The organism is Azoarcus sp. Soil_N_20 (assembly GCF_057656155.1).
In genome coordinates this window covers 326858-350995 of sequence record NZ_JBDGKX010000007.1, presented here as the reverse complement: position 1 = coordinate 350995, position 24138 = coordinate 326858, and the positions used below count along the sequence as shown (strand labels likewise).

The following is a 24138-nucleotide window of genomic DNA, read 5'->3' as shown; positions in this document are numbered from 1 at the left end:
GGCTGGAAGCGCGAACCTGCGAGTGCTACACGGTGGTCAGGCAAGAGTCCGATCGCCTGCTAAATGGATCGCCCGCTTCGGAGATCGCCTCCCAACGTCAGTGTCCGCGAGGCGTGACATACGAGCAAGTCCGCGCATGATCGGTGGCGTATCAGCAGGACTGCCGCATTAACGCTGGCGTTGCCACGCCGTACCTTCCTCGTCATGGGGCTGCCTAAACTGAAGCGTGAGATGTTCGTTATTCGTTGAACCGCCGGATACGTGATCCGTAGGTCCTGTGGTGTGGAAGAGAGGCGCCCTGAGGCGGCTTCCGATCCCGATTAACTCGGTAGGTGAGATGAAAGAGATCAGTGTCAATCGCGACCCCGCTGAACTTCGCCAGATGCTCGATTATCTGGGTGTCGCCGCTTTCGTGATTGATGTAGTCTCCGCCGATGAGTTCCGTCTGGCCGCGATCAATGCCCGTCACGAGCAGCTTACTGGGATGAAACTCGACGAGGTTGCCGGGCGCAGTGTGGATGAGTTGCTTTCGCCCGAGATGGTATTCAATGTCAAGGCCAATTACCTTCGTTGTGTCGAGGGCAAGACCGCCACTGATTACCAGGAGACGCTGGACCTTCCCATCGGCCGGACTTTCTGGCAGACCAGTCTCGTGCCCTTTCTTGATGAGACCGGCAGGGTCAGCCGGCTGCTGGGCACGGCTTACGAAATCAGTGATCAGGTGCGTCTTGAACTGGAGTCACGTTATCAAACCACCGTGATGAGCGCCTATATGGATGAGTCGCCCGATGGCATCGTGGTGGTGGATGCCAACAATCGGATCAAGACATGGACCCGCCGTTTTCTGGAAATATGGGATATTCCCGAGGCAATCATGGGGGCGCGGGACGGCGAGGCGGCGCTGCAGGCAGTCGCCGAACAGCTGGAAGACCCCGGCAGCTTTGCGCAGCGGGTCAAGGAACTGTATTCATCCCTGGACGAGGAGGAGTGCGGGGTTAGTATCCATATGAAGGATGGCCGGGTACTGGAGCGCTATTCACGGGGCCTGCATGGGCCCGAAGGCCACTTTTGGGGGCGTGTCTGGTTCTACCGTGATGTCACGGAACTACATCGCATGACCGAAGTGCTGCTGCACATGGCGCGAACAGATCCGCTCACGGGAATCGCCAACCGTCGGGTGTTGTTGGAGATGTTCGGGGAAGAATACAGTCGGGCGCGGCGTTACGGTCATCACCTCAGCGTGTTGATGCTGGATCTGGATCACTTCAAACAGATTAACGACCGGCACGGTCACGCCGCCGGGGATACCGTACTCAGGGAGTTCGTCCGGATTGTAACGCCCGAAATTCGCGCCAGTGACTGTTTTGCGCGCATGGGTGGAGAGGAGTTTTCCATATTACTGCCGGAAAGCAGCCTGGGCTCGGCGCGCCAGTTGGCCGAGCGGCTGTGCCGGGCCGTTGCGGCCCTGACATTTAATAGCCCGCAGGGCGCATTCAGCGTCACGGTGAGTATCGACGTGGCGCTGCTGGCTGATAGTGATGCGAGTCCGGAACATCTGATTAATCGCGCGGATCGGTGGCTTTATGCCGCCAAATCCGAGGGCCGAAACCGGGTGTGCCCCAGGGGCGATATCGATGACTGTGAAGACCAGGCGCCAGGGCTTTAGCCGGCAGAAGAGAACACCCGCCATTCGTGGCATGGTGTTCATCAGTTCAAGGTTGTGAGAATCCAGGGTGAGTTCGTGTGGCATGACCCCAAAGACACAGCTGAAACCTTCACCCTACTTGAGGGTAGTCTCAGAATCGATTTCCGAGATGGGCATGTGAGTCAATCTGAGGGAGAAATGTATGTTGTTCTCAAGGGCATTGAACACAAGCCGTACGCAAAAAATAATGAAGCGAAAGTTCTGATTATCGAGCGGCGGGGTGTGGTAAATACGGGCGACGAGGCTGATACCCAAGCGGCAGTAATTGGCGTATGGGTGAAGTTTGAGTTTTTCCAAGAAGCCCGGATGCGTCTGGCCGCTATACAGACCCCCGCATGCGGCCAGGAGCCGCCGGCGTGGGGCGCGACAATCATCTTGACCGGCCATCCTGCGTGACGCTGTTCACCGGTGGTTTTTACGTTCCGGTTGAACCGCGCCCGGCCGGCCTTTCCGCGACCGCGCAATCGGTGGTCAGGATTAGATCTGCGATCGATACCGCGTTCTGCAGGGCGCTGCGGGTGACCATGCAGGGATCGAGCACCCCCATCGCGAGCATGTCGCCGTATTCCCCTGTCGCAGAGTTGAAACCGAAGCTCCCGCTTGCCGCCTCGACCTTGTCCACCACGACAGAGGCTTCGATGCCCGCGTTCTCCGCCAGTTGGCGCAGGGGCTGATCGAGTGCGGCGGCGAGGATGCGAATGCCGCAGTCTTCATCGTGATTGTTCCCACTCACGCCGCTCAGTGCGGCGCGTGCGCGCAGCAGGGCCACCCCGCCGCCGGGCAGCACCCCTTCGGCAATGGCCGCCCGGGCGGCATGCAGCGCATCCTCGAAGCGCGCCCGGCGTTCCGTCATCTCGGTCTCGGTGGTGCCCCCCACCTTCACCACCGCCACCCCTCCGGCAAGCTTTGCCGCGCGCAGGCGCAGGCTCTCGCGCTCCTGTTCGCTCGCGGCGCGCGCCAGTTCGACCTTGATCAAGGCGGTGCGGGCATCGATGCGCGCCGCCTGCCCGCCGCCACCGATCAGCGTGCAAGTGTCCTTGTCGACCTCGACCCGCTTGGCGTTACCGAGCTGCGCCAAGCCGGCCCGCTCCAGGGTGAGCCCCGTCTCCTCGGCGATGATCGTCGCCCCCGTGACGACGGCGATATCCTCCAGCATCGCCGCCTGCTTCTCGCCGAATTCCGGCGCCTTGACCGCGCAGGCCTTGAGCCCGCCGCGCAGGCTGTTGACCACCAGGATGGCGAGGGCCTCGCCCTCCACATCCGCGGCGATGACGAGCAGCGGGTGGCCGCTCTGCGCCACCTGCTCCAGCAGTGGCAGCAGATCAGCCAACGAGGCCAGCTTGCCCCCGCAGACCAGCACCAGGGTATCCTCCAGGACCACCCGCTCTCCATCCTCGCTGTTGATGAAGTAGGGCGACAGGTAACCACGTTCGAAGCGGATGCCCTCCACCACCTCGAGCTCGTTTGCCAGCCCGGAGCCGTCCTCCACGCTGATCGCCCCCTCGCGGCCTACCCGCTCCATCGCCTCGGCCACCAGCGCGCCCAAGCTTTCGTCGTTGTTGGCCGAAATGGCGGCGACCTGGGTGATCTCATCACGTGTCGCGCAGGGTCTGGCCATCGCCCGCAGCGTCCTGACCACCTGCTCCGCCGCCTTCTCGATACCGCGCTTGAGATCCATCGGGTTCATCCCGGCAGCGACGTACTTCATGCCCTCACGCACGATCGCCGCGGCAAGCAGGATGGCGGTGGTGGTGCCGTCGCCGGCGACTTCCGAGGTCTTGGCGGCCACCTGCCGGACCAGCTGCACGCCAATGTTCTCGATGGGGTCCGAGAGCTCGATGGCCTTCGCCACCACCACCCCCGAGTTGATCAGGATCGGCGGACCGAAGGGCTGCTCGAGCAGCACCGTGCGGGCGCGTGGTCCGAGCGTCTTCTTGACCGCGTCCACCAGCACCGTCATGCCGCGGACGATGCGCTCGCGGGCTGTCTGATGAAACAGAATCTGTCTTGCCGCCATCGGTATCCCCCTCCTCCGCTGTCCGCCCTCCCGGGGCGAGCGGCCTGATCTACCCGCGGGCCTGCTCCTCACGCACGTGCTCGCTGCCTATGGCCCACACCATCTCGCGTAGTTGGTCGGCGACGGCTTCCAGCACATCATCGACGGCCAGGATGCCGACCAGCTCGCCTTCTTTCCATTTCACCGGCACGCGCCGTACCCCACGGTTGCGCATGCGGCGCAGGGCAGCGCGGATGCGCCCGTCGCGGGCGGCGAGGGCGACCTGCTCCAGCGTCTGCACGACCAGATCGTGCCACAGGGCACGCAGCCGCTTGGGGCCGAGGCCGGGGATGTGCAGCAACTCGGTGACGGCGGGCGGCAATCTCGTCGAACGCGGTGGCGATGTCGGCATTGTGCAGTGGCATTGCGTGCTCCGAAATGGGCCGCGCGTGGTACACAAGGAAAACCTAACGCGCCTTCCAGGATAGACCGCGGGGAGTCCCGAAGTTTGACGGCGGTCAATGTGCCTCCGAATTGCCCTTGCGGCCCTGGTCTCGGGTACTACGATGGGGTTGAGGCAATGGCCTTCACTGGCTCGCCGGGTCTGGGCAGAGCCGCAGGGTAATTAGTTGATTAACCCTAGATCGAAGGAGGTGAATCATGGCACTGATGAAATGGGAACCCATGCGGGAAATGGAGGAACTCTTCGACCGCATGACGAAGTCGTTCGGGCCGTTGCGCCTCGGCGCGAGCGAAGGCGTGGGCGCGGCGGACTGGTCACCGAGGGTGGATATCGCCGAAACACCCGAAGAGTTCGTCGTCAAGGCCGAGTTGCCCGAGGTGAACAAGGAGGACGTGCATGTTGCCGTGGAAAACGGCGTCCTCACCCTGCGCGGCGAACGCAAGCAGGAGAAGGAGGAAAAGGGCAAGAAATTCCATCGCATCGAGCGCTCCTACGGCGCTTTTTCGCGCACCTTCACGCTGCCCGAAAATGTGGATGATTCCAAGGTGAAGGCAAGCTTCAAGGATGGCATGCTGACTATCCAGTTGCCCAAGAGCGGGGAACCGAAAGCCAAGGCGCTGGAAGTGAAGGTGGAATGAGCTGTTTGACGCCGGCAGTTCCGCGGCGAGGGCAAAGTGGACGAAGGATGGGAACATTTCATCCACGACGCGGACACGGGCGTGCGGGGGTACGGCGCCATGTGGGAGGAAGCCTTCGAGCAGGCGGCGCTGGCGCTGACCGCTATCCTCACCGAGGCGGCGGGCGCACGGCAGTGCCCAGGGGCCTAAATCGGCTGCGCGGCGCCCGGCGACGAGATGCAGTTGGCCGAGTGGCTCGACCTGCCTGATGACGCCTCCCACAACACCTGCAGTACGGAAACCCACGAGGTGGGCGGGTGGCGGCGCACGTTGTTCTTCCATCGCAAGGGCGCCGCTTGGCCTTCGGACCGGGCCATCCGGAACTGCCCGAGACCCTGCGCGCGGAGGGGCAGCCAGTGCTGCTCGGCGGCTCCATGGGCACGGGGTCCTACCTCCTGCGCGGCTGCGCCGAGGCACACGCTCCTTTGCCTCGGCCTACCATGGTGCCGGCTGCGCCATGAGGCGCCGCCAGGCCCTGCGCAACTGGCAGGGCCGCCAGGTGACCGACGAATTGGCCGAGCGCGGCATCCTGATCCGCAGCCCTTCGCAGCGGGGCGTCGCCGAGGAGGCCCCCGCCGCCTACAAGGACGTCACTGCGGTGGTCGACGCCACCGAGGCCGCCGGCCTGGCGCGCAAGGTGGGGCGGTTGACGCCCATGATCTGTGTCAAGGATTGAGGGCATGGCGCAACTGCAGCGGATAGGAGGGAGGCCCGATGGCGATGGAGAGGATCAGGAAGCACCCGCAGGATTACGCCTGCGCCAACCTGAAGGACTACGAAGCCACGCGCCGGACCTTCTCTTGGGACGCCGCGCGCGGGCTGCTCGACGGGCTGCCCGGCGGAGGGCTTAACATCGCCTTCGAGGCGGTGGACCGGCATGTCGCCCGGGGCGACGGCAGCAAACTGGCAATCCGGTGCCTCCGCAAGGATGGGACGCGGCGGGATTTCAGCTATGTCGAGCTCAAGGCCGAGTCCAACCGCTTCGCCAATGCCCTGGCCGCCCTCGGCGTCGGCAAGGGCGACCGGGTGTATTGCCTGCTCGGGCGGGTGCCGGAGCTCTACATCGCGGCCCTCGGCACGCTCAAGCTGGGGGCGGTGTTCTGCCCGCTGTTCTCGGCCTTCGGGCCCGAGCCCATCCAGGCGCGCATGGCGATCGGCGATGCGCGGGTGCTGGTCACCTCGGAAGCGCTCTTCCGGCGCAAGGTGGCGGCCTGGCGTGCCGAGGTGCCGACCCTCGCGGAGATCCTGCTGGTCGGCGGCACGGCCGCGCCGCGGACGGACACGCGCGATCTGGCCGCGCTCATGGAGGCGGCATCACCCGACTTCGAGATGGCCCACACCGGGCCGGAGGATATGGCGTTGCTGCATTTCACCAGCGGCACCACGGGACGGCCCAAGGGCGCGGTACACGTCCACGGGGCCGTCGTCGCCCACCACGTCACGGGGAGACTGGCCCTTGATCTCCACCCCGACGACGTGTTCTGGTGCACCGCCGACCCCGGCTGGGTCACCGGGACCTCCTACGGCATCATCTCGCCGCTGACCAACGGCGCGACCCTCATCGTGGACGAAGCCGACTTCGACGCCGAGCGCTGGTACCGCATCCTTGAATCCGAGCGCGTCACGGTGTGGTACACCGCGCCCACCGCCATCCGCATGCTCATGAAGACCGGCACCGAGCTCGCCCGCGTCCGTGATCTGTCCCGCCTGCGCTTCATGGCCAGCGTGGGCGAACCCCTCAACCCCGAGGCGGTGGTGTGGGGAGTGGAAGCATTCGGCATGCCCTTCCATGACAACTGGTGGCAGACCGAAACGGGCGGCATCATGATCGCCAACTACCCGGCGATGGACGTCAAGCCCGGCTCCATGGGCAAGCCGCTGCCAGGCATCGAGGCCGCCATCGTGGAGCGGACTACAGAGGGCGTGCGCGAGGTCAGCCGCCCAATGTGCGTCGGCCAACTCGCCCTGCGGCCAGGCTGGCCCTCGATGATGCGCGCCTACCTCCACGAGGAGGAGCGGTACCGCAAATGCTTCGCGGATGGCTGGTATCTCTCCGGCGACCTGGCCATGCGCGACGCCGACGGCTACTTCTGGTTCGTCGGCCGCGACGACGACGTGATCAAGAGTGCCGGCCACCTGATCGGGCCCTTCGAGGTGGAGAGCGCACTCATGGAGCACCCGGCGGTGGCCGAAGTCGGGGTGATCGGCGTGCCCGACGAGACCGCCGGCGAGGTGGTGAAGGCCTTCGTGGCCCTGAAGGCCGGCGTCGAGGCCAGCGAAGATCTCGAACTCGAACTCCTCGGTCACGCCCGCAAGCGCCTCGGCCCGGCGGTCGCCCCCAAGTTCATCGCCTTCCGCAGGAACCTGCCCAAGACCCGCAGCGGCAAGATCATGCGGCGCCTGCTCAAGGCGCGCGAACTGGGCCTGACCGAGGGCGACATCTCCACCCTGGAAAGCGACGAACAATGAACGAAGCTGGCACCAAACCCCATCTGAGCCACACTCACGCCCTCGATCTGCTCGCCCAGATGATCCGCATCCGGCGCTTCGAGGATAAGTGCGCCGAGCTCTACACCCAGGAGAAGATCCGCGGCTTCCTGCATCTCTACGACGGCGAAGAGGCCGTGGCGGTGGGCGTGATTCCGCTTCTCGGTGCCGACGACCGGGTGGTGGGCACCTATCGCGAGCATGGCCACGCGCTGGTGCGCGGCGTGCCCATGGACACAGTGATGGCCGAGATGTATGGCAAGGCCGAAGGCTGTTCAGGCGGGCGCGGCGGCTCGATGCATCTCTTCAGCCGCGAGACGAATTTCTATGGCGGCAACGCCATCGTCGGCGGCGGCCTGCCACTCGCCGTGGGCCTTGCCCTCGCCGACCGGATGCGCGGCGAGGCACACGTCACCGCCTGCTTCTTCGGCGAGGGCGCGGTGGCCGAAGGGGAATTCCACGAAAGCCTCAACCTCGCCGCCCTGTGGAAGCTCCCCGTTCTTTTCGTCTGCGAAAACAATCTTTACGCCATGGGCACGGCGCTGGAGCGCTCCGAATCCCAGACCGACATCCACGCCAAAGCGGCCAGCTACACCATCCAAAGCGAGGAGGTGGACGGCATGGACGTGATCGCCATGGAGGCGGCCGCGCGGCGCGCACTGGCCTTCATCCGCGACACGGGCCAGCCCTGCTTCCTGGAATGCCGCACCTACCGTTTCCGCGCCCACTCGATGTTCGACGCTCAGCTCTATCGCGACAAGGCCGAGGTAGAAGCCTGGCGCAAGAAGGGCCCGATCGAGCGCTTCCAGCGCTGGCTCGAAGACAACGGCATGCTCCGGACCGACGAGCTGACACGCATCGAAATCCAGGTCGCCGCCGAGGTCGCCGCGGCCGTGGATTTCGCGGAGCGCGGCAGCCTGGAGCCCATGGAGAACTTGTGCAGGCATGTGGTCGCACTAGAGCGCCCACCCGCGCCGGCCCCTTCTCCGCCCGCAATGGACAAGGTGGAGACCACCTATCGCGAGGCCGTCAAGGCGGCCATCGTGGATGCCCTGCGGCGCGACGAGCGCGTCTTCCTCATGGGCGAGGACGTGGGCCGCTACGGCGGCTGCTACGCGGTGAGCAAGGGCCTGCTGGACCAGTTCGGCGCGGAGCGCATCCGCGACACCCCGCTGTCCGAATCCGGGTTCACCGGCGCCGGCATCGGCGCGGCGGTGGCCGGCATGCGCCCCATCGTCGAGCTCATGACCGTCAACTTCTCCATGCTGGCCCTCGACCAGATCCTCAACACCGCAGCACTTCTGCGCCACATGTCCAACGGCCAGTTCGGCGTGCCCCTGGTGATCCGCATGGCGACCGGTGCCGGGCGGCAGCTTGCGGCCCAACATTCTCACAGTCTGGAAGGGTGGTACGCCCACATCCCGGGTATTCGTGTACTGGCGCCGGCGACCTTGGAGGACGCCCGCGGCATGCTATGGACGGCCCTCCAGGACCCGGACCCGGTGCTGATCTTCGAGAACGTGATGCTCTACAACCGCAGCGGGAAGCTCGCCGTCAACGCCGGACCCGTGGACATCGACCGCGCGGCGGTGCGCCGGGCAGGCACCGACATTTCCCTCATCACCTACGGGGGCTCGCTTCACAAGACCATCGAGGCTGCCGACGAACTGGCCCGCGAAGGCATCGCGGCCGAGGTCGTCGATCTGCGGACCCTGCGCCCCCTGGACGATGCCGCCATCCTCGCTTCCGTGAGCAAGACCCACCGCGTGCTGATCGTCGACGAAGGCTGGCGCTCTGGCAGCATCGCCGCCGAGATCGGTATGCGCATCGCCGAGGCAGGTTTCTTCGAGCTCGATGCGCCGCTGGCCCGCGTGTGTAGCGAGGAAGTGCCCATCCCCTACTCCCGCCACCTGGAGGACGCCGCGCTGCCCCAGACCGGGCGCATCGTCGCCGCGGCACGGGCCGTGCTGGGGCGGGGCTGAAACCATGAGCCTGTTTCTCATGCCCTCCCTGGGCGCCGACATGGAGACCGGGACCCTCATCGAATGGATGGTCGCCCCCGGCACCGCGGTGCACCGGGGCGACGCCGTCGCGGTGGTGGAAACCCAGAAGGGTGCCATCGAGCTCCAGGTGTTCGAGGACGGCATGCTGGAGCGCACACTGGTGGACGTCGGCGCAACGGTGCCGGTGGGCACCCCGCTCGCTGTGATCGCCGTGGCGGGTGAAGTGCAGGCCACGCTGATTGCGGCGCCGCGCCCTGAAGCGCCAGCGCCCGCGCAGCCGTCCCGCGTGCCCGCACCAACCGCCGCCGCAGCGCCCGCCGCGCCGCAGATTGCGCGGCGCAAGGCTTCACCGGCCGCCCGCCGCCTTGCCGAACAGGCAGGCATCGACCTCGCAACGCTGCCGGGCAGCGGCCCTGAGGGGGCGATCGTGCTAGCCGACGTGGCCGCCCGGCTCGCGCAGGCCGAAGCGCCACCACCGCCCGCCGCGCCAGGCGGCATGCGCGCGGCCATCGCCGCGGCCATGTCGCGCTCCAAGCGCGAGATTCCCCACTACTACCTCGCCCACACCATCGAGCTCACGGCGGCTGAGGCCTGGCTCGACCGCCACAACGCGGGACGCGATCCACCCGAGCGGGTGCTCCTGGGCGCCCTGTTCGTCAAGGCCGTGGCGCTGGCCGCGCAGAAGTATCCCGAGTTCAACGGGCATTTCATGGACGGTCAGTTCAAGCCGGCCCCCGCCGTGCACGCCGGCCTGGCGATCAACATCCGCGGCGTCGGTCTGGTAGCGCCCGCCATCCACGACGCCGCGCACCTCGATGTGGACGCCCTCATGAGCGCCATGCGCGACCTCGTGACCCGGGTACGCGCCGGGCGTTTCCGCAGTTCCGAACTGACCGACCCCACACTCACCGTGTCCAGCCTCGGCGAGCGCGGCGTCGAGGCTCTCTATGGCGTCATCTACCCGCCCCAAGTGGCCATCGTCGGTTTCGGCACACCCGTCACCCGCGCCTGGGTCGCCGACGGCATGGTCGGGCCACGCCGCGTCGTCGGCGTCACCGTGGCCGGCGACCATCGCGTCAGCGACGGGCACCGTGGTGCCCTCTTCGTCGGCGCCATCGAGCGCCACCTGCTTGAACCGGAGCGTCTATGAACGAACAGGAACTGGCCGCCGCCCTGGCGGAGGAACTCCACCGAATTGCCCCCGACATCGCCCTCGCCGACATCGACCGCGAGGGCGATCTGCGCGAGCAATTCGACATCGACTCGATGGACTTCCTCAACCTCGTCACCGCACTCCACAAGCGTTACGACATCCCCATCCCGCAAAGCGACTATCCAAGGCTGGCGAGCTTCGCCGGTGCGCTTGCCTACCTGGTGGAGAAGGTCTGTCGGCGCGCCGCAACGCCGTAGCCAGGACAGAGATCTTTCCGCCGCTCCGTCTGATCCGGCCCTGCACCTCCTGCAGCAGGCGCAAGGCTTCGACGGCCGCAACCCTGGCCCAGAGATTTCATTGAGGCGACGTTCTCAACAGGCAGGGAGACGGTGCTAGCGGCCCGGCTGGCATCATGCCGCGGCTCATCGCAGCCGTTCACCCACAAAGCTGAGGCAACCCGCCAGACTGCCGAGGCGCAGGTAGTCGCGGTCTTCGATTGCAAGCCCGAAGTGTTGGCTCAGCGCCGTGCAGAAGTTGAGGAAGTCCATCGAATCGAAGTCGAACTGCTCACGGAAAGTGAGTTCCGCGTGGACGCTTGCGGCGTCGACGTCGGGAGCGATCCTGGTCAGAATCGCCAGGACTTGGTCTTTGAGGTTGGATTGATCCATCGTCGTCCTTCGTCTTGTGCAATGCGCCAAACGTTTCGGGTGCCGCGGCCTGGGTGGGCTGGTCCCACGCATGGGCGCCCTTGGCCCATGACCTTGCGTCGCTGATTATCGCCGGTCCCGGCACCCCGCCTCCACCGACTTACACTTACGGTTCCGCGACCCGCGTAAACCCTAAGCCTTGATATTCGTCAGGCGGGGGACCAACCTTCCCGTTATCTTTGCGTGGCACGACAGCGGTGACACAAACGATTCCAAGGCAGGCTCTCAGACCATGACGATTCGCAATCTCGACTGCATGTTCAAGCCCAAGTCGCTGGCCCTGATCGGTGCCAGCCTTCGGGAGCACACCGTGGGCGCGGTGCTCGCGCGCGCATTGTTGCAGACCGGATTGCGCATTCCGGTGTTTCCGGTAAATCCCAAGCACCAGGAGATCTTCGGAGTGCCTGTGCATCGCGACATCGCCCGGCTGCCCCAAGTGCCGGATCTCGCCGTCGTCGCCACGCCGCCGCAAACCGTGCCGGGGATCATTGCCGAACTTGGCGCGTTGGGCACCAGGGCGGCCGTGGTGGTGACCGCCGGTTTCGGCGAGGGAGGCCAGGACGAGGGCCAACGTCTGCGCCAAGCCATGCTCGACGCGGCCCGGCCGCATTTGTTGCGCATTGTCGGCCCCAACTGCCTGGGCATCATGATGCCGGGCCAGGGCATCAATGCGAGCTTTAGCGCCACCGCCCCGCTCGCTGGCCATCTCGCCTTTGTCGCCCAGTCCGGTGCCATCGTCTCCTCGGTGGTCGATTGGGCCAGCAGCCGCGGAATCGGCTTCTCGTACCTGGTTTCCCTGGGCGACATGGCCGACGTGGACTTCGGCGACATGCTCGATTACCTCGCCAACGACTCGCACACCCGCGCCATTCTTCTCTACATCGAATCCATCACCGACGCCCGCAAGTTCATGTCGGCGGCTCGCGCTGCCGCCCGGAGCAAGCCGGTTATCGTGGTCAAGGCCGGACGGCATGCCGAGGGTGCCAAGGCCGCGGCTTCGCACACCGGGGCGCTCGCGGGCCGCGACGAAGTGTTCGAAGCCGCCTTCCGGCGCGCTGGCATGCTGCGCGTGATCGATCTGAACGAACTCTTCGACGCTGTCGAAACCCTGGCCCGTTCCCATTCCCCACGCGGCGACCGGCTGGCCATTCTGACCAATGGGGGTGGAATGGGGGTCCTGGCCACCGACGCCCTGATCGACCAGGGCGGCCATCTGGCCCAATTGGCCCCCAAGACCATCGCAGGGCTCGATGCCGTGCTTCCGCCCACCTGGTCGCACGCCAATCCGGTGGACATCATCGGCGACGCGCCGGGCGCACGCTATGCAGCCGCCCTGGACGTGTTGGCCAGGGACGAGGGCATCGACGGCCTGCTGGTGCTGAATTGTCCCACCGCCGTCGCATCCCCCGTCGACGCGGCCGAGGCAGTCATTGCCTCGCGGGTGCGGACCAACGGGCTACCGGTGCTTACCAGTTGGGTGGGCGGGGCCGCCGCCAGCGAATCTCGCCGGCGCTTCGCCGAGCAGGAAGTACCCACTTATGACACTCCCAGCCAGGCGGTACGTGCCTTCATGCAGCTCGTGAACTATCGACGCAGCCAGGAGGCGCTGATGGAGACGCCGCCCTCCCTCCCGGAGGGCTTCAAGGCCGAACCGGAAAAGGCCAGGGCGGTGTTGCGCCAGGCCCTCGCCGAGGGGCGCGAATGGCTGACCGAGCCGGAAGCGAAGGCCGTGCTCGCGGCCTACAGCATTCCCGTCAGTCCGACGTGGCTCGTGCGCACCCCACAGGAAGCGGCGAAGGCCGCAGCCGACTTCGGCGGCCCAGTGGCGTTGAAGATCCTCTCGCCGGATATCACCCACAAGACCGATGTCGGCGGGGTCGCCCTGGACCTGGCGGGATCGGCGGCGGTCAGGCGGGCGGCCGAAGCCATGCTCGAACGGGTCGCCACCGCAGCGCCTCAGGCCCGCCTGGATGGCTTCACGGTGCAGCCGATGATCCAGCGCCCGGGCGCCTTCGAACTGATCGCGGGGGTGGTGAGCGATGCGCAGTTCGGACCGGTAATCCTGTTCGGACAAGGCGGTGTCGCCGTCGAGGTGGTCGACGACAAGGCTCTCGCTTTGCCACCGCTGAACATGCGCCTGGCCCGCGAGCTGATGGAGCGCACCCGCGTGCATCGCCTCCTGCGTGGCTACCGCGGCCTCGCGCCGGCCAATCTCGAGGCCGTGGCCTTCACCCTGGTGAAGCTTTCGCAGTTGGTCGTGGACCTGGATGAGGTGAGCGAACTCGACATCAACCCGCTCGTTGCCGACGAATACGGCGTCATCGCCCTGGACGCGCGTATCCGCGTGGCAGAGCCGCGCTTGAAGGGGGGATCCCGCCTTGCCATTCGTCCCTATCCCTCGGAGCTGGAAGAGGAAGTCGTCCTCGCCGACGGTCGCAAACTATTGCTGCGGCCGGTGCGGCCGGAAGACGAGCCCGCCTTCCAGCGCAGCTTCGCCACGCTCACATCCGAGGAGATCCACATGCGCTTCTTCGTCCCCATGAAGGCCTTGTCGCATGTCATGGCCGCCCGGTTTACCCAGATCGACTATGACCGCGAGATGGCGCTGGTGATTGCGGAAGCCGGTCTCCCGGGTAATGCGGAGGTCTACGGCGTGGTACGCATCTCCGCTGACCCGGACAACGAAGCTGCCGAGTTTGCCATCATCGTGCGTGGCGAAATGACCGGCCAGGGCATCGGGGTCTACATGCTCAAGCGCATCATCGCCTACGCCCGCAGCCGCGGTATCCGCGAACTCTACGGCGACGTTCTACGCGAGAACGCAACCATGCTCAGTTTGTGCGAGTTTCTCGGCTTCGTGCGCGGCTCTGGCGACCCCGACGACCGGAACATCGTGCGCGTCCGCCTGAAACTGTAGCCCCGACCGGCTTATCCTGCGACGGCCGGCACGGCTCCGAACTCCCCGGCAGGGCGTCCCCCACATGGCGGCGCCAGGATGCACGGGCCAGGCTGCGTTCAGGCGCATCGGGCTGGCGGTCGGCAGTGAGGGTGCCAAGTTGCCCTGCTCTTTGAGGGTCGCGGACCCGGCAAACCCGGGGCGCGAAACGCTGGTGTAGCTTGCGGATGCCGCTACCAATAGGGCCCCGGGAACGGCGGTTGTTTAGGTCTCTGATGGACGAACAGCCTTGGCTGCCTATAGTGTTTCCCGACAAACCGTCCGTAGATTGTCCGGCAGGGATTACTTGGCGCTCTCCCTGTTTATGTGCCCCGCAGCCGTCTGCTTCAGTGCGTGGATATCCAGCAAGCGGACATGCTGTCCACAGGTACTCACCACCCTTTCCCTGCCAAAACGAGCGAAGGTCCGGCTGACGGTCGCACCACTCAGGCCAAGATGGCTGGCGATCTCCCGGCGCGACAGCCGAAGATCGAAATCCCGCGGCGAACGGCCCAGCGCCGCGAATCGTTCCGACAAATCCAGCAGGAAAGCGGCCAGCCGCTCCTCGGCCTTTCGGCTGCCAAGCAGAGTCATGTTCCGGGTCACGGCAACGATTTCCCGGCTCAACATGCGGTGAAACCAGCGCTGGACGTCAGGTAGCTCTCTTGTCAGCCCATCGAGTACCCCCATGGGAATGACACAAACTACACTCTCTTCCAGCGCCATCAGATTTCGGGTGTGCAGTCCCGAGGCAACGCCTTCGATTCCGACGACATCGCCCGGGAGGTGAATGCCAGTAATGTGGTCGCGTCCATTTTCGCCGGGCAACTGGGATTTGAAAGCCCCCGCCTGGATCACATAGATTGCCGTCATTGGATCGTCCTCACGATAAAGGGCGTGCTCGGCCATCAATTTCCTCCTCAAAAATAAGGACTGGTTAATATAGCCTTTATGGGACATAGGCAATACCGCCGCCACACAGCTCTCGATCACCGGACAGTCGCTACAGGAGGACGCTACGGGACCTTGAGAGTAATGCTTGATTTGGACGGAACTGGCCGCTTGCATCATCAACGCCGGTTGGTATGAGAACTGGCGGAACCAGCATGGACGTCAACCGCCTTGTCGGGTCATGGCCAGAGGGGCTGGTCGCAACCATGTGTTTTACCTTTAACCCTTGTCTGAATTGTAGATATGGGATGGGTTAGGCGATATGAGCACTTCAACCGAAATTGGCAACAGGGAAAAGGGTATTATCCAGACGGAAACCACCACTCTCCCCATAGGGAGGGTGGCGAGAATGCGGCCTCGGTTAATGATGGTCCGCCAGTCGAAACCGCCGTTCCCATAGCGCCCCTGACGCGATCAAACCATTACGTTAATTGCCTCGATCGGCGATCTGTGCCAGGTCCTGCAAGGATTGCGCCACCGTCACCGGATAAGCCGGCGCGGCCCCAAACTGCAGCAAGGCCTGCGGCAACTGCGACAACTGGCGTGGGATGCGTTCCCGAATAGCGGCAACGGGCGGAAGCGACCCTGAGCGTTTACCGCCCGCCATGACCGGTTGCAGGAGCGGCTCGCCGGGCTCGCAGTCCTGCTCGAGTGCCAGGGTATCTCCCTCCATCCGGTCATCGGCGTCATACCGGCGCCACACCTGTTTTCTGCCAGGCCAGGTGGCCTTGCCCTCGGAACGCTTTCGCCGTGGCCGCCCGTTGTATTCCTGGAGCTTGTAGGCGCAATCGAGAAAAGGCGCATCCGCGGACGTGTTCATACGGGTGCCGACGCCGAAGCCGTCGATGGGTGCATTCCCCGCCACCAGATCGCGAATCCTGTACTCGTCCAGATTGCCGCTCGCAAAGATGGTCACTTTGGTCAGGTGCCCGTCATCGAGGATGCGTCGCACCCGGCGGGCATGTTCGCCGAGATCACCACTGTCCAGGCGCACGGCATTGATGGCGATTCCCTCCGCGGCCAGGCAATGGGCCAGGCCCAACAGGTCCCGAGCCGCGGCTTCGGTGTCGTAGGTGTCGATGAGAAGCGTGGCGCTCGCCGGGTGGGAGCGGGCAAAGTGTTCGAAGGCCGCCAGTTCCGAATCGTGGGCCTGGACATAGGAATGGGCCATGGTGCCAAAGACGGGGATGCCCCAGCGCATCCCTGCCAGAACCGTCGCCGTGCCATCGAACCCGGCCAGGTAGCTGGCCCGGGCCGACAGCAGTCCGGCCTCGGCGCCATGGGCCCGCCGCAGGCCGAAATCCACCAGCCGCCGCCCTTGGGCCGCAATAACGCAACGGGCCGCCTTGGAAGCGACCATGGTCTGGAACTGGAGTAGATTAATGATGCGCGACTCTACCAATTGCGCTTCTCGCAAAGGTGCGACGACCCGCAGGATGGGCTCGTCGGGGAAAAAGACCGTTCCTTCCGGCATGGCGTCCACATCGCCCGTAAAGCGCCAATCAGCCAAGGACTCTACGAAACGGGGCTGGAAGCGGCCGCAGGCCATCAGCCATTCGAGCTCCTCCTCGGTGAAATGGGTCTGCTCCAAGTATTCGATGACTTGCTCAAGCCCGGCGGCAATCAGGAAATTTCGCCCCGCCGGCAATTTGCGGACAAAGAATTCGAATACTGCCGTCTCGTTCATGCCCTGATCGAAATAGCTTTGCAGCATGGTGAGCTGATAAAGGTCGGTGAGCAGGATGCGGTCGCAGATCATGCCCGGATGCTCTCCAGGGGCGTGGTCAGAGCTCCACGCCGCCTCATCTCGGCGATGGCGGCATCTCCGTCGCCGGCCTGGACATTGACGGCGCGCACCGCATCCAACAGCAATACGGCGGCGAACCCCAAGGCCAAGGCATCCTTGACCGTATTGAGCACGCAATAATCGGTGGCAAGGCCGCCCACGAACACGCGCCTGACACCCGTCTGATGGAGACGGTGCGCGAGGTCAGTGCCGGCAAAGCCGGAATAGCTGTCCGGCTCCCGGGCCGTCGCCTTGGAAATGATGTAGACGTTGGCTGGCAGGGCCAGGCCAGATGGAAACTGGGCCCCAGCCGTGTCCGCAATGCAGTGGGGAGGCCAAGGGCCACCCGCCGCCCGGAATGAACAATGATCAGCTGGATGCCAGTCTCGGGTGGCATATACCGGGAGCCCGCGCTTCATAAACTGGTGCAGATACTCGTTGAGGACAGGTATCACCTCATCACCGGCCGGTACACCGAGGGCACCACCGGGCAAGAAATCCTTTTGCACATCGACCACGATCAGGGCATCGCCGAGCCGGGGAGAAAGGCTGCATCGCTCATCGGTCATTTCAAGCTTCCTTGCGTTTCTGGCGCCCCTTCGTGGTCTGCCCGAATGCCTGGCGCAGTTCTGCCCATTCCGCCAACTGATTCGCGACCAGGAAATTGATCGAGCCGACCGGTACCAAACCTTCGGCATCCGGCTCGCCGGCTGCGACGCCAGTGAGGAGCTCGATGGCCTGGTCCACCGTATTCACCGCGTAAACATCGAACTTTCCCTCGGCCGCAGCGGCCACCACGTCTTCCCGCAGCATCAGGTTTTTGACATTGCCGGCGGGAATCAGCACGCCCTGCTCACCGGTGAGTCCGCGCTCCTGGCAGATATCGAAGAACCCTTCGATCTTTTCGTTCACGGCACCGATCGCCTGGACTTGCCCATGCTGGCTTACCGAGCCCGTCACCGCCAGGGTTTGTTTGATCGGCACGCCGGCGAGGGCGGAGAGCAAGGCGCACAACTCGGCCAACGATGCGCTGTCGCCCTCCACCGGCCCATAGGACTGCTCGATCACCAGGCTCGCTGATAATGAGAGGGGCATCGGGCGCGAATAGCGGTTTGCCAGGAAGGCCGACAGGATCATGACCCCTTTGGAGTGGACGGCGCCGCCCAGTTCGCTCTCGCGCTCGATGTCGATGACTTCGCCTTCCCCCATGCGGGCCGTGGCGGTAACCCGTACCGGATGGCCAAACAGGAAGCCCGATTCATCGCCGACCGCCAGACCATTGACCTGGGCCACCGCCTCGCCATCCGTACCGATGAGCATGGTGTCCCGCAGGATCGCTTCGTGGCACCTCCTGCGCAGGCGCCCGGCCCGGCGGATCTGTTCCCGCAACGCTGCTTCAACGTCGCCCCGCCGGATACGATCCTGTCCTGCCTTCGCAGTCCAGTAATCGGCCTCGCGCAGGAGGTCGGTCATGGGTTGTGTCAAGGCCGAAAGCTTTTCCGTATCTCCCGCCAGTCGCGAACCATGCTCGATGGCCCGGGCAACCGCGTGCCGATCCAGGGGATGCAGTCCCTGGCTGCGGGCTTGGCCGGCAAGAAAGCTGACGTAGCGTCGGATATTGGTTTCATCACGGACCATGTCGTCTTCAAAATCCACGACGATCTTGAAGAGCTCGGAACTCTCCGGATCGCAGTCCTTCAAGAGGTCGTAGAGGTCGCGCTCGCCGAAAAGGATCACTTTGACATTGAGCGGGATCGGCTCAGGCTCCATGGGTACCGTACTTGCCCATCCGATGGCCTGTCCCAGGGGCTCGATCCGGACCCTTGCCGTCTTGAGCGCCACCTTGAGCCCTTCCCAGGCATAAGGCTGGGACAGGATCTTGACCGCGTCGAGCATCAGGTAGCCGCCATTGGCTCGATGCAGGGCACCGGCCTTGATAAGGGTGACGTCGGTCACCAGGGTGCCCATATGGAAGATCTGGTCGAATCGTCCCACCAGATTCTGGTAGGTCGGGTTGCCCTCGAACACCACCGGAGCTCCTCTAGTCTCCCCTTGTTCGACCAGCAGATTCACATGACAGCGCTGGATAAAGTCCGACCAGTCCGAATCATCCTTGCCCCGCTCGGCCTTAAGTAGCTCATTTCCGTGGTCAATGGCCTCTTCCAAAATGCCATCCAGGAACTGAAGGACCTTGGGCTGATCCCGATAGCTTGTTTTCAAATCCTCCTTCAGATGCCCGACCGCCAGAGTGATGGCATCGCGGCCCACTTCCTTCATCCGTCCCCACATTTCCCGGCGCCAGTGCGGAAACTGGTGAAGGAGTTTGCGCAGTTCTTCCCGAAAACCCTCCATCAGGCGAACCCGGCGCTCCTGCTCGTCCTCCGGCAGCTGGCTAAACGCCTCGTCATTCATGGCTTCCCCATCCTTGGCGTGGGCGAAGACAAGACCATCCGGTGTACGCAAAAGAACCGCGCCTTGGTCGGCGGCAGATTGACTGAGCTCGCGCAGGGCCTTCTCTTCTCGCTGCTTCTGCTCATCCCGAATGGCTTCAATCCGCGAGCTGACACCATGACTCTCGAAGGCATCATTGATCGCCGGCACCAGTTCCCGGGCCAGTTGCCGCATGGCCCGCTGCAGTTGACCGCCAAGGCCGGCCGGCAGGCAAAGGGCGATCGGCTTGTCCGGATGATCGAAGCTGTTGACATAGCACCAATCCGAAGGCCCGGTTTCGTCCCTGGCCCTGGCCTCGATAAACGCTTGGACCAAGGGGTGGGCGCCGCTTCCGGCCTCGCTCATGACGAACAGGTTGTAGCCGGGTTGCTTCATGTCGAGGGCAAAGCTGATGGCGTCCTTGGCTCCTTCTTGACCGAACATGTCCTCCGTACCAGGCAGCTCGGCAGTGGTCTCGAAAGCGAGCAGCGCCTCGTCACAGGATCGATACAGTGCGCCATGCGGGAGAGATTTCATTATCGAAGCCATACTACTCCACCAGGTCGGGTTCGCCACAGTGACGCAAGATGGTGTCCCCGGCGGTGCGCTGCAGCCCCAGCGCCGCCTCCCAGCCTTCGCCTGCCGGCAAAGCCGGCTCGCCGACTGCCAAGATGACGGAGCCGCGATGAAGCCACCAGTTGCTGTCCCGAAATATCGTTCGAGTACAGCGGATGGCAATGGGGCAACCGGCAAGTCGGCCGCCGCGGCGATCAGGAAAACTCCCAGGTGGATAGGTCAGGACGCCATGGGGCGGCACCACCACGATGGGGGAGAAATCCACTAAAGAGACGGTCATTCCCCGCATTGCCGGTGAGCCCCCCGTCATCTACCATGGCTCCTGGGGCAGAGCCGGGGGAGACGTTTTGCGCGACCATGCCAATGAACGCAGTACGGGCCAGGACATTGGAATCGAAGCCAAGGTCGCATTTCTCAAGCTTCCCGAAGCCTATTCCCATCGCCCTCTCGAGGTCCGGGCCATCGAAACCCACATGTCCTGGGTTTTCCTGGCCGGCTCTCTGGTCTACAAGCTGAAGAAACCGGTCCGTTACAGCTATTTGGACTTCTCCACCCTCCCCGCCCGCCGTCGGTACTGCAGCGAGGAAATCCGCTTGAACCGGCGCCTGGCGCCTGGTGTGTATCTGGGCAAGGTCGCCTTGACCCTGAGTCCCGAGGGCAGCCTGAGACTCGGCGGCACGGGTACGGTGGTGGATTGGCTGGTGAAGATGCGTCGCCTGCCCGAGGAACGCATGCTGGACAGGCTGCTCCTGGAACACGCCTTGGCAGTGGGTGATTTGCCAAGGCTGGTTGCGGTTTTGACTCGATTCTATGCGCGGACAAGGCGCGTCGCCTGGCCGCCGGGCGCCTATGTCCAGTGGCTGCGCCAGCCCTTGGAGAGCAATGCAGCTGCCCTCCTCATTCCGCACTACGGTCTGCCCGCTGGCAGCATCCGGGCCATCCTGGCAGCCCAGCGGGCGTTTCTGAACTCGAACGCCCATCTGCTGGAGGAGCGGGTACGAGCCGGGCATATCGTCGATGGGCATGGCGACCTGCGGCCGGAGCATGTTTGCCTGGAGCCCGTACCGGTCATTATCGACTGCCTGGAATTCAGCCGCGACCTGAGACTGGTGGACGCCGCCGATGAGCTTGCCTTCCTTGCCCTGGAATGCGAACGCCTCGGCAGCCAGGAGGCGGGCGATGCCCTCCTCGATCTGTATTCCCGGCTCAGCGGCGACTCGCCCCCCGTCGAGCTGATTCACTTTTACCGGAGTTGCCGGGCCTGCCTGCGGGCTAAGCTCGCCATCTGGCACCTCGATGAGGGAAACCTGCCCGATCCCGGGAAATGGTGGGCGCGCACGCAGACATATCTCGACCTGGCGGAAAAATACGGCAACGCCCTCATGCCTCCAGCAAGGCCGTAAGGGAACCGCCGCCATGGATCGCCGCGATGGCATCGGCAAAGAGAGGGGCGCTCTCCAGAACGGCAAACTTCGATTGCACCAGGCCGGGACTCAGTCGGAAAGGAGGGATGCTGTCGGTGATCACCACCTCGTCGATCGCTGGGTCTGCCAAAACCGATTCCGCGCCGCCGGAAAAAACGCCGTGGGATGCCGCAGCATAGACTGCCGTCGCTCCCCGCTCCCGGCAGGCCAGCGCCGCCCGGAGCATGGTCGATCCGGTACTGATTAAGTCATCGATGATGATGACGGTACTGCCCGCCACGTCGCCCACCAGCGCACCGCTGCGCAGCACGCCGCCGCCCCGGTGCTTTTCGAGAAAAGCCAGCGGCAGGTCCATTCCCATCGCCCGTCCCAGGCGCACGCGGAAGCGCTCGGCCCGCTTCACGCCACCGGCATCGGGCGAAACCACCGCGACCGGACCGGGACCCAGGCGGCCGGCGAAATGCCGCACGAAGAGGGTCGCGGCTTCAAGGTGATCGGTATGGCAGCGGTAGGCGTTCTGGAAAGCCGCGACGTTATGCACGTCCATGGCCACCACCCGGAAGGAGCCGACCGCCTCGAACAGGCGGGCGACGTAGCGGGTGGTGACGGGATCGCGCGGCTGGGTCTTCTGTTCCTTGCGAGCGTAGCAAAGGTAGGGGATTACCGCCGTCACCCGCTCGGCCGAGGCATCCACCAGGGCACCGATGAAGAAGAGGAGCCGGATCAGCTTGTCGTTGACGCTTTGCCCCGCCTCCCCATACAGAGACTGGACCACATAGACGTCCTTACCGCGTACGCTGGAGAGGGGCCGAGACTTGTGTTCCCCGTCCTCGAAATCCCTCTCTTCCAGAAGACCCAAGGGAATATCGAGCCGAGTGGCGATTTTCTCGACGAAGGCACGCTCGGCATTCAAGGCAAAAAGGCTGATATCAATCATTTCAGTTCCCCCTCCTTCACTGCTTCCATTACCAGTATGAGCGTCTTCCCAATGAGAATCGGCACGGGACCTGAAATTCAGTTCGCAAGAGTGTAAATGGAGCGAGTTGTTCCGGCACAGGCGCAGGTTGGCACCTGTCGAGCCGCTTCGCCTCCTTGACATTTGTCACACCCACTACCGCGGCAGTCTCTATCCTGAATTTAGGAAAAGATGGCAAGGCTAGAAGCCTGAGGTGTCCCATGAGTGTCGGAAATGTGTGCAGGCGCTCGGTCGTCGTCACTTGCGAAAGTGTCGTCCTCGCCGAAGCGGCGAGGCAGATGCTGGAACAGCATGTGGGCTGCCTGGTGGTCGTCCAGCAAGGCGAAAAGGGACGCATCCCGGTTGGCGTCCTCACTGACCGGGATATTGTCCTCGGCGCGGTGGCCCACCATCTCGACCCCCGCACCTTGGCCGTCGGGGAAGTGATGACGCGGGAAGTCGCCACCGTAAGGGAGCAGGATACCGTGGTGAATGCCCTTCGCATCATGCGCCGCCGCGGAATCCGGCGGCTGCCCGTGGTCGATGCCGATGGCCTGCTGCAGGGCATCGTGACGCTGGACGACCTGCTGGACCATGTGGCCCGGGACTTGAATGCCCTGGCAGAAGCGGTCGATAGCGAGCAGCACCGTGAAATCAGGGAACAGGACTGAGTCGCCCCGGCGTCGCCGGCAGCGGCCAGACCTTCGCTTGGGAGTATAGGTCGTGTCGAAACATCCCAAGGCCACAGGCTTCCATACCGTCAGGCACGACTGCGGTCATGGCCAGGGCCGCCAGCTCGAAGGCTTCGGCTTTGCTCGGGCCGAAGCCACGCACACCGATATCCGCCCCATGGGGACAATGTTCCCGACGCACGGTGGTCATGGTGAATTCATCATTCCAGATCCCCTTGGCGATAGTGGGGCTATACGCCCCGGATCACCGCCGCCGGATGTTTCATGCTTTGCCCTCCTTCGATAAGCGGATGGGAGCCAAATTCCACCGGATCAACCGACCTTTGACTTTGGTCACTTCAAACCCACCGGGCCGGCCTAAGCTGACAGGAAAGCTGTTCTGCCCCAGCGGTCTGGGCGGCCGTTATCCGTTCTCTTGCGGATCCCGGGCACAGAGGAAATAGAAATGTTCAAGGATCGTGAAGATGCCGCACTGCAGTTGGCGGCACGCTTGGCCTGTCGCCCCCTGACTAATCCTGTCGTCTTGGGTATACCCCGCGGGGGCGTGGTCACGGCGGCGGTCCTGGCGAAAGAATTGGGTGCCGAACTGGATGTAATTCTCGCCCGCAAGCTGCGGGCCCCCTGGCAGCCAGAACTCGCCATTGGCGCCATCGGCGAGGACGGAGAGATCTATCTGACCGGTTTCGCTGCCGCCGTGCCGGGAGCCATGGAGGACTACTTCGAAAAGGAGCGCGAGCACCAGGCCGCCGAAATCGGACGGCGGAAAGAACTGTTCCGGGCCGTCCGTCCGCCAGCTGACGTAACGGGGCGTTCGGTCATCATCACCGATGACGGCATTGCCACCGGCGCGACCATGCTGGCCGCCTTGCATGTGCTCAAGGCCCGCAAGCCTCTGGAACTCATTGTAGCGGTGCCCGTCGCGCCTCCCGAAACGGTAGCGCTGATCGCCCGACAGTGCGACCGGGTCGAATGCCTGACCGTACCCCATGACATGGGAGCCATCGGCGCTTTCTACCGGGATTTCAGCCAGGTCGAAGATGAAGAAGTCGTGAGGTTGTTACGCGAAGCGATGAAAAAACCTGGAGTTCCATCCTCATGAGTTGCCTTTGCCTACACGGACAGCGTTTTCGCGGACGCCCGGAATCCCTCCAGCAGCATTTCCCCGTCGAGGATGCTCAGGACAAATCCCATCAGGCGC

22 protein-coding genes and 1 pseudogene are annotated in these 24138 nt (G+C 64.2%); 13 read left to right on the top strand and 10 right to left on the bottom strand.

The window, feature by feature from the left end; translation table 11 throughout:
- Positions 1-337 precede the first annotated feature (337 nt).
- Together AC3A35_RS16415 and AC3A35_RS16410 are read left to right on the top strand one after the other, a co-directional pair.
- Positions 338-1666 (top strand): sensor domain-containing diguanylate cyclase, encoded by a 1329-nt coding sequence (locus AC3A35_RS16415; RefSeq protein ID WP_487437265.1) that lies wholly within the window; start codon positions 338-340, stop codon positions 1664-1666.
- 177 nt (positions 1667-1843) lie between these two features.
- Complete coding sequence (locus tag AC3A35_RS16410; protein ID WP_487437264.1) at positions 1844-2101, top strand: hypothetical protein; 258 nt, start codon at positions 1844-1846, stop codon at positions 2099-2101.
- Between the two features lie 19 nt (positions 2102-2120).
- On the opposite strand, the gene groL is transcribed toward AC3A35_RS16410, so the two are convergent.
- Positions 2121-3722: a chaperonin GroEL gene (gene groL / locus AC3A35_RS16405; protein WP_487437263.1), complete on the bottom strand. Its 1602-nt coding sequence runs from the start codon at positions 3720-3722 to the stop codon at positions 2121-2123.
- 49 nt (positions 3723-3771) lie between these two features.
- Positions 3772-4113: a CBS domain-containing protein gene (locus AC3A35_RS16400; RefSeq protein ID WP_487437262.1), complete on the bottom strand. Its 342-nt coding sequence runs from the start codon at positions 4111-4113 to the stop codon at positions 3772-3774.
- Positions 4114-4361: 248 nt separating this feature from the next.
- Between AC3A35_RS16400 and AC3A35_RS16395 the strand changes: the two genes are divergently transcribed.
- The 7 genes and pseudogenes from AC3A35_RS16395 to AC3A35_RS16365 all read left to right on the top strand — a co-directional run bounded on the left by AC3A35_RS16395 (position 4362) and on the right by AC3A35_RS16365 (position 10741).
- Positions 4362-4802, top strand: a complete 441-nt coding sequence (locus AC3A35_RS16395; protein WP_487437261.1) for an Hsp20/alpha crystallin family protein — start codon at positions 4362-4364, stop codon at positions 4800-4802.
- A gap of 36 nt (positions 4803-4838) precedes the next feature.
- Complete coding sequence (locus tag AC3A35_RS16390; protein ID WP_487437260.1) at positions 4839-4991, top strand: archease; 153 nt, start codon at positions 4839-4841, stop codon at positions 4989-4991.
- 107 nt (positions 4992-5098) lie between these two features.
- A pseudogene (locus AC3A35_RS16385) lies at positions 5099-5517 on the top strand (RtcB family protein).
- Between the two features lie 38 nt (positions 5518-5555).
- Positions 5556-7310, top strand: a complete 1755-nt coding sequence (gene acsA, locus AC3A35_RS16380) for an acetate--CoA ligase (protein ID WP_487437259.1) — start codon at positions 5556-5558, stop codon at positions 7308-7310.
- Positions 7307-9310, top strand: coding sequence for a pyruvate dehydrogenase (acetyl-transferring) E1 component subunit alpha (pdhA, locus tag AC3A35_RS16375; protein WP_487437258.1), 2004 nt, complete (start codon positions 7307-7309; stop codon positions 9308-9310). The genes acsA and pdhA overlap by 4 nt, the downstream gene beginning before the upstream one ends.
- Before the next feature lie 4 nt (positions 9311-9314).
- Positions 9315-10481, top strand: a complete 1167-nt coding sequence (locus AC3A35_RS16370) for a dihydrolipoamide acetyltransferase family protein (protein WP_487437257.1) — start codon at positions 9315-9317, stop codon at positions 10479-10481.
- The gene (locus AC3A35_RS16365) at positions 10478-10741 is read left to right on the top strand and encodes an acyl carrier protein (protein WP_487437256.1); all 264 of its coding nucleotides are present in this window, start codon (positions 10478-10480) and stop codon (positions 10739-10741) included. Before AC3A35_RS16370 ends, AC3A35_RS16365 begins: the two co-directional genes overlap by 4 nt.
- Positions 10742-10906: 165 nt before the next feature.
- Here AC3A35_RS16365 and AC3A35_RS16360 read toward each other — a convergent pair whose 3' ends face one another.
- Positions 10907-11152: an acyl carrier protein gene (locus tag AC3A35_RS16360; RefSeq protein ID WP_487437255.1), complete on the bottom strand. Its 246-nt coding sequence runs from the start codon at positions 11150-11152 to the stop codon at positions 10907-10909.
- Between the two features lie 271 nt (positions 11153-11423).
- On the opposite strand from AC3A35_RS16360, the gene AC3A35_RS16355 reads away from it, so the two are divergent.
- On the top strand, positions 11424-14108 hold the full coding sequence (locus AC3A35_RS16355; RefSeq protein ID WP_487437254.1) for a bifunctional acetate--CoA ligase family protein/GNAT family N-acetyltransferase: 2685 nt from the start codon (positions 11424-11426) through the stop codon (positions 14106-14108).
- Positions 14109-14429: 321 nt separating this feature from the next.
- Here AC3A35_RS16355 and AC3A35_RS16350 read toward each other — a convergent pair whose 3' ends face one another.
- The 5 genes from AC3A35_RS16350 to AC3A35_RS16330 form a co-directional block, all read right to left on the bottom strand.
- A complete protein-coding gene (locus AC3A35_RS16350) occupies positions 14430-15035 on the bottom strand; it encodes a helix-turn-helix domain-containing protein (RefSeq protein ID WP_487437253.1) in 606 nt (201 codons plus the stop codon).
- Positions 15036-15504: 469 nt separating this feature from the next.
- Entirely contained in the window at positions 15505-16836 is a 1332-nt protein-coding gene (locus tag AC3A35_RS16345; protein ID WP_487437252.1) for a nicotinate phosphoribosyltransferase, read from the bottom strand.
- Positions 16833-17432 carry a nicotinamidase gene (locus AC3A35_RS16340; RefSeq protein WP_487437251.1) on the bottom strand — a complete coding sequence of 200 codons (600 nt, stop codon included), beginning with the start codon at positions 17430-17432 and terminating at the stop codon, positions 16833-16835. The genes AC3A35_RS16345 and AC3A35_RS16340 overlap by 4 nt, the downstream gene beginning before the upstream one ends.
- A gap of 1 nt (position 17433) precedes the next feature.
- Positions 17434-19830 carry a Lon protease family protein gene (locus AC3A35_RS16335; protein ID WP_487437250.1) on the bottom strand — a complete coding sequence of 799 codons (2397 nt, stop codon included), beginning with the start codon at positions 19828-19830 and terminating at the stop codon, positions 17434-17436.
- Positions 19831-19843: 13 nt separating this feature from the next.
- On the bottom strand, positions 19844-20149 hold the full coding sequence (locus AC3A35_RS16330) for a hypothetical protein (RefSeq protein ID WP_487437249.1): 306 nt from the start codon (positions 20147-20149) through the stop codon (positions 19844-19846).
- A gap of 67 nt (positions 20150-20216) precedes the next feature.
- Between AC3A35_RS16330 and AC3A35_RS16325 the strand changes: the two genes are divergently transcribed.
- The gene (locus AC3A35_RS16325) at positions 20217-21272 is read left to right on the top strand and encodes a hypothetical protein (protein ID WP_487437248.1); all 1056 of its coding nucleotides are present in this window, start codon (positions 20217-20219) and stop codon (positions 21270-21272) included.
- Here the strand turns inward: AC3A35_RS16325 and AC3A35_RS16320 are convergent.
- Positions 21250-22230 carry a ribose-phosphate diphosphokinase gene (locus AC3A35_RS16320; protein ID WP_487437247.1) on the bottom strand — a complete coding sequence of 327 codons (981 nt, stop codon included), beginning with the start codon at positions 22228-22230 and terminating at the stop codon, positions 21250-21252. The two genes, AC3A35_RS16325 and AC3A35_RS16320, sit on opposite strands and share 23 nt — an antisense overlap.
- A 239-nt stretch (positions 22231-22469) precedes the next feature.
- Between AC3A35_RS16320 and AC3A35_RS16315 the strand changes: the two genes are divergently transcribed.
- Positions 22470-22919 carry a CBS domain-containing protein gene (locus tag AC3A35_RS16315; protein WP_487437246.1) on the top strand — a complete coding sequence of 150 codons (450 nt, stop codon included), beginning with the start codon at positions 22470-22472 and terminating at the stop codon, positions 22917-22919.
- Here the strand turns inward: AC3A35_RS16315 and AC3A35_RS16310 are convergent.
- A complete protein-coding gene (locus tag AC3A35_RS16310; protein WP_487437245.1) occupies positions 22903-23130 on the bottom strand; it encodes an archease in 228 nt (75 codons plus the stop codon). The genes AC3A35_RS16315 and AC3A35_RS16310 overlap by 17 nt on opposite strands.
- Positions 23131-23385: 255 nt before the next feature.
- Here AC3A35_RS16310 and AC3A35_RS16305 point away from each other — a divergent pair, with 255 nt between their 5' ends.
- A complete protein-coding gene (locus tag AC3A35_RS16305) occupies positions 23386-24039 on the top strand; it encodes a phosphoribosyltransferase (protein WP_487437244.1) in 654 nt (217 codons plus the stop codon).
- The last annotated feature ends 99 nt before the right edge of the window (positions 24040-24138 follow it).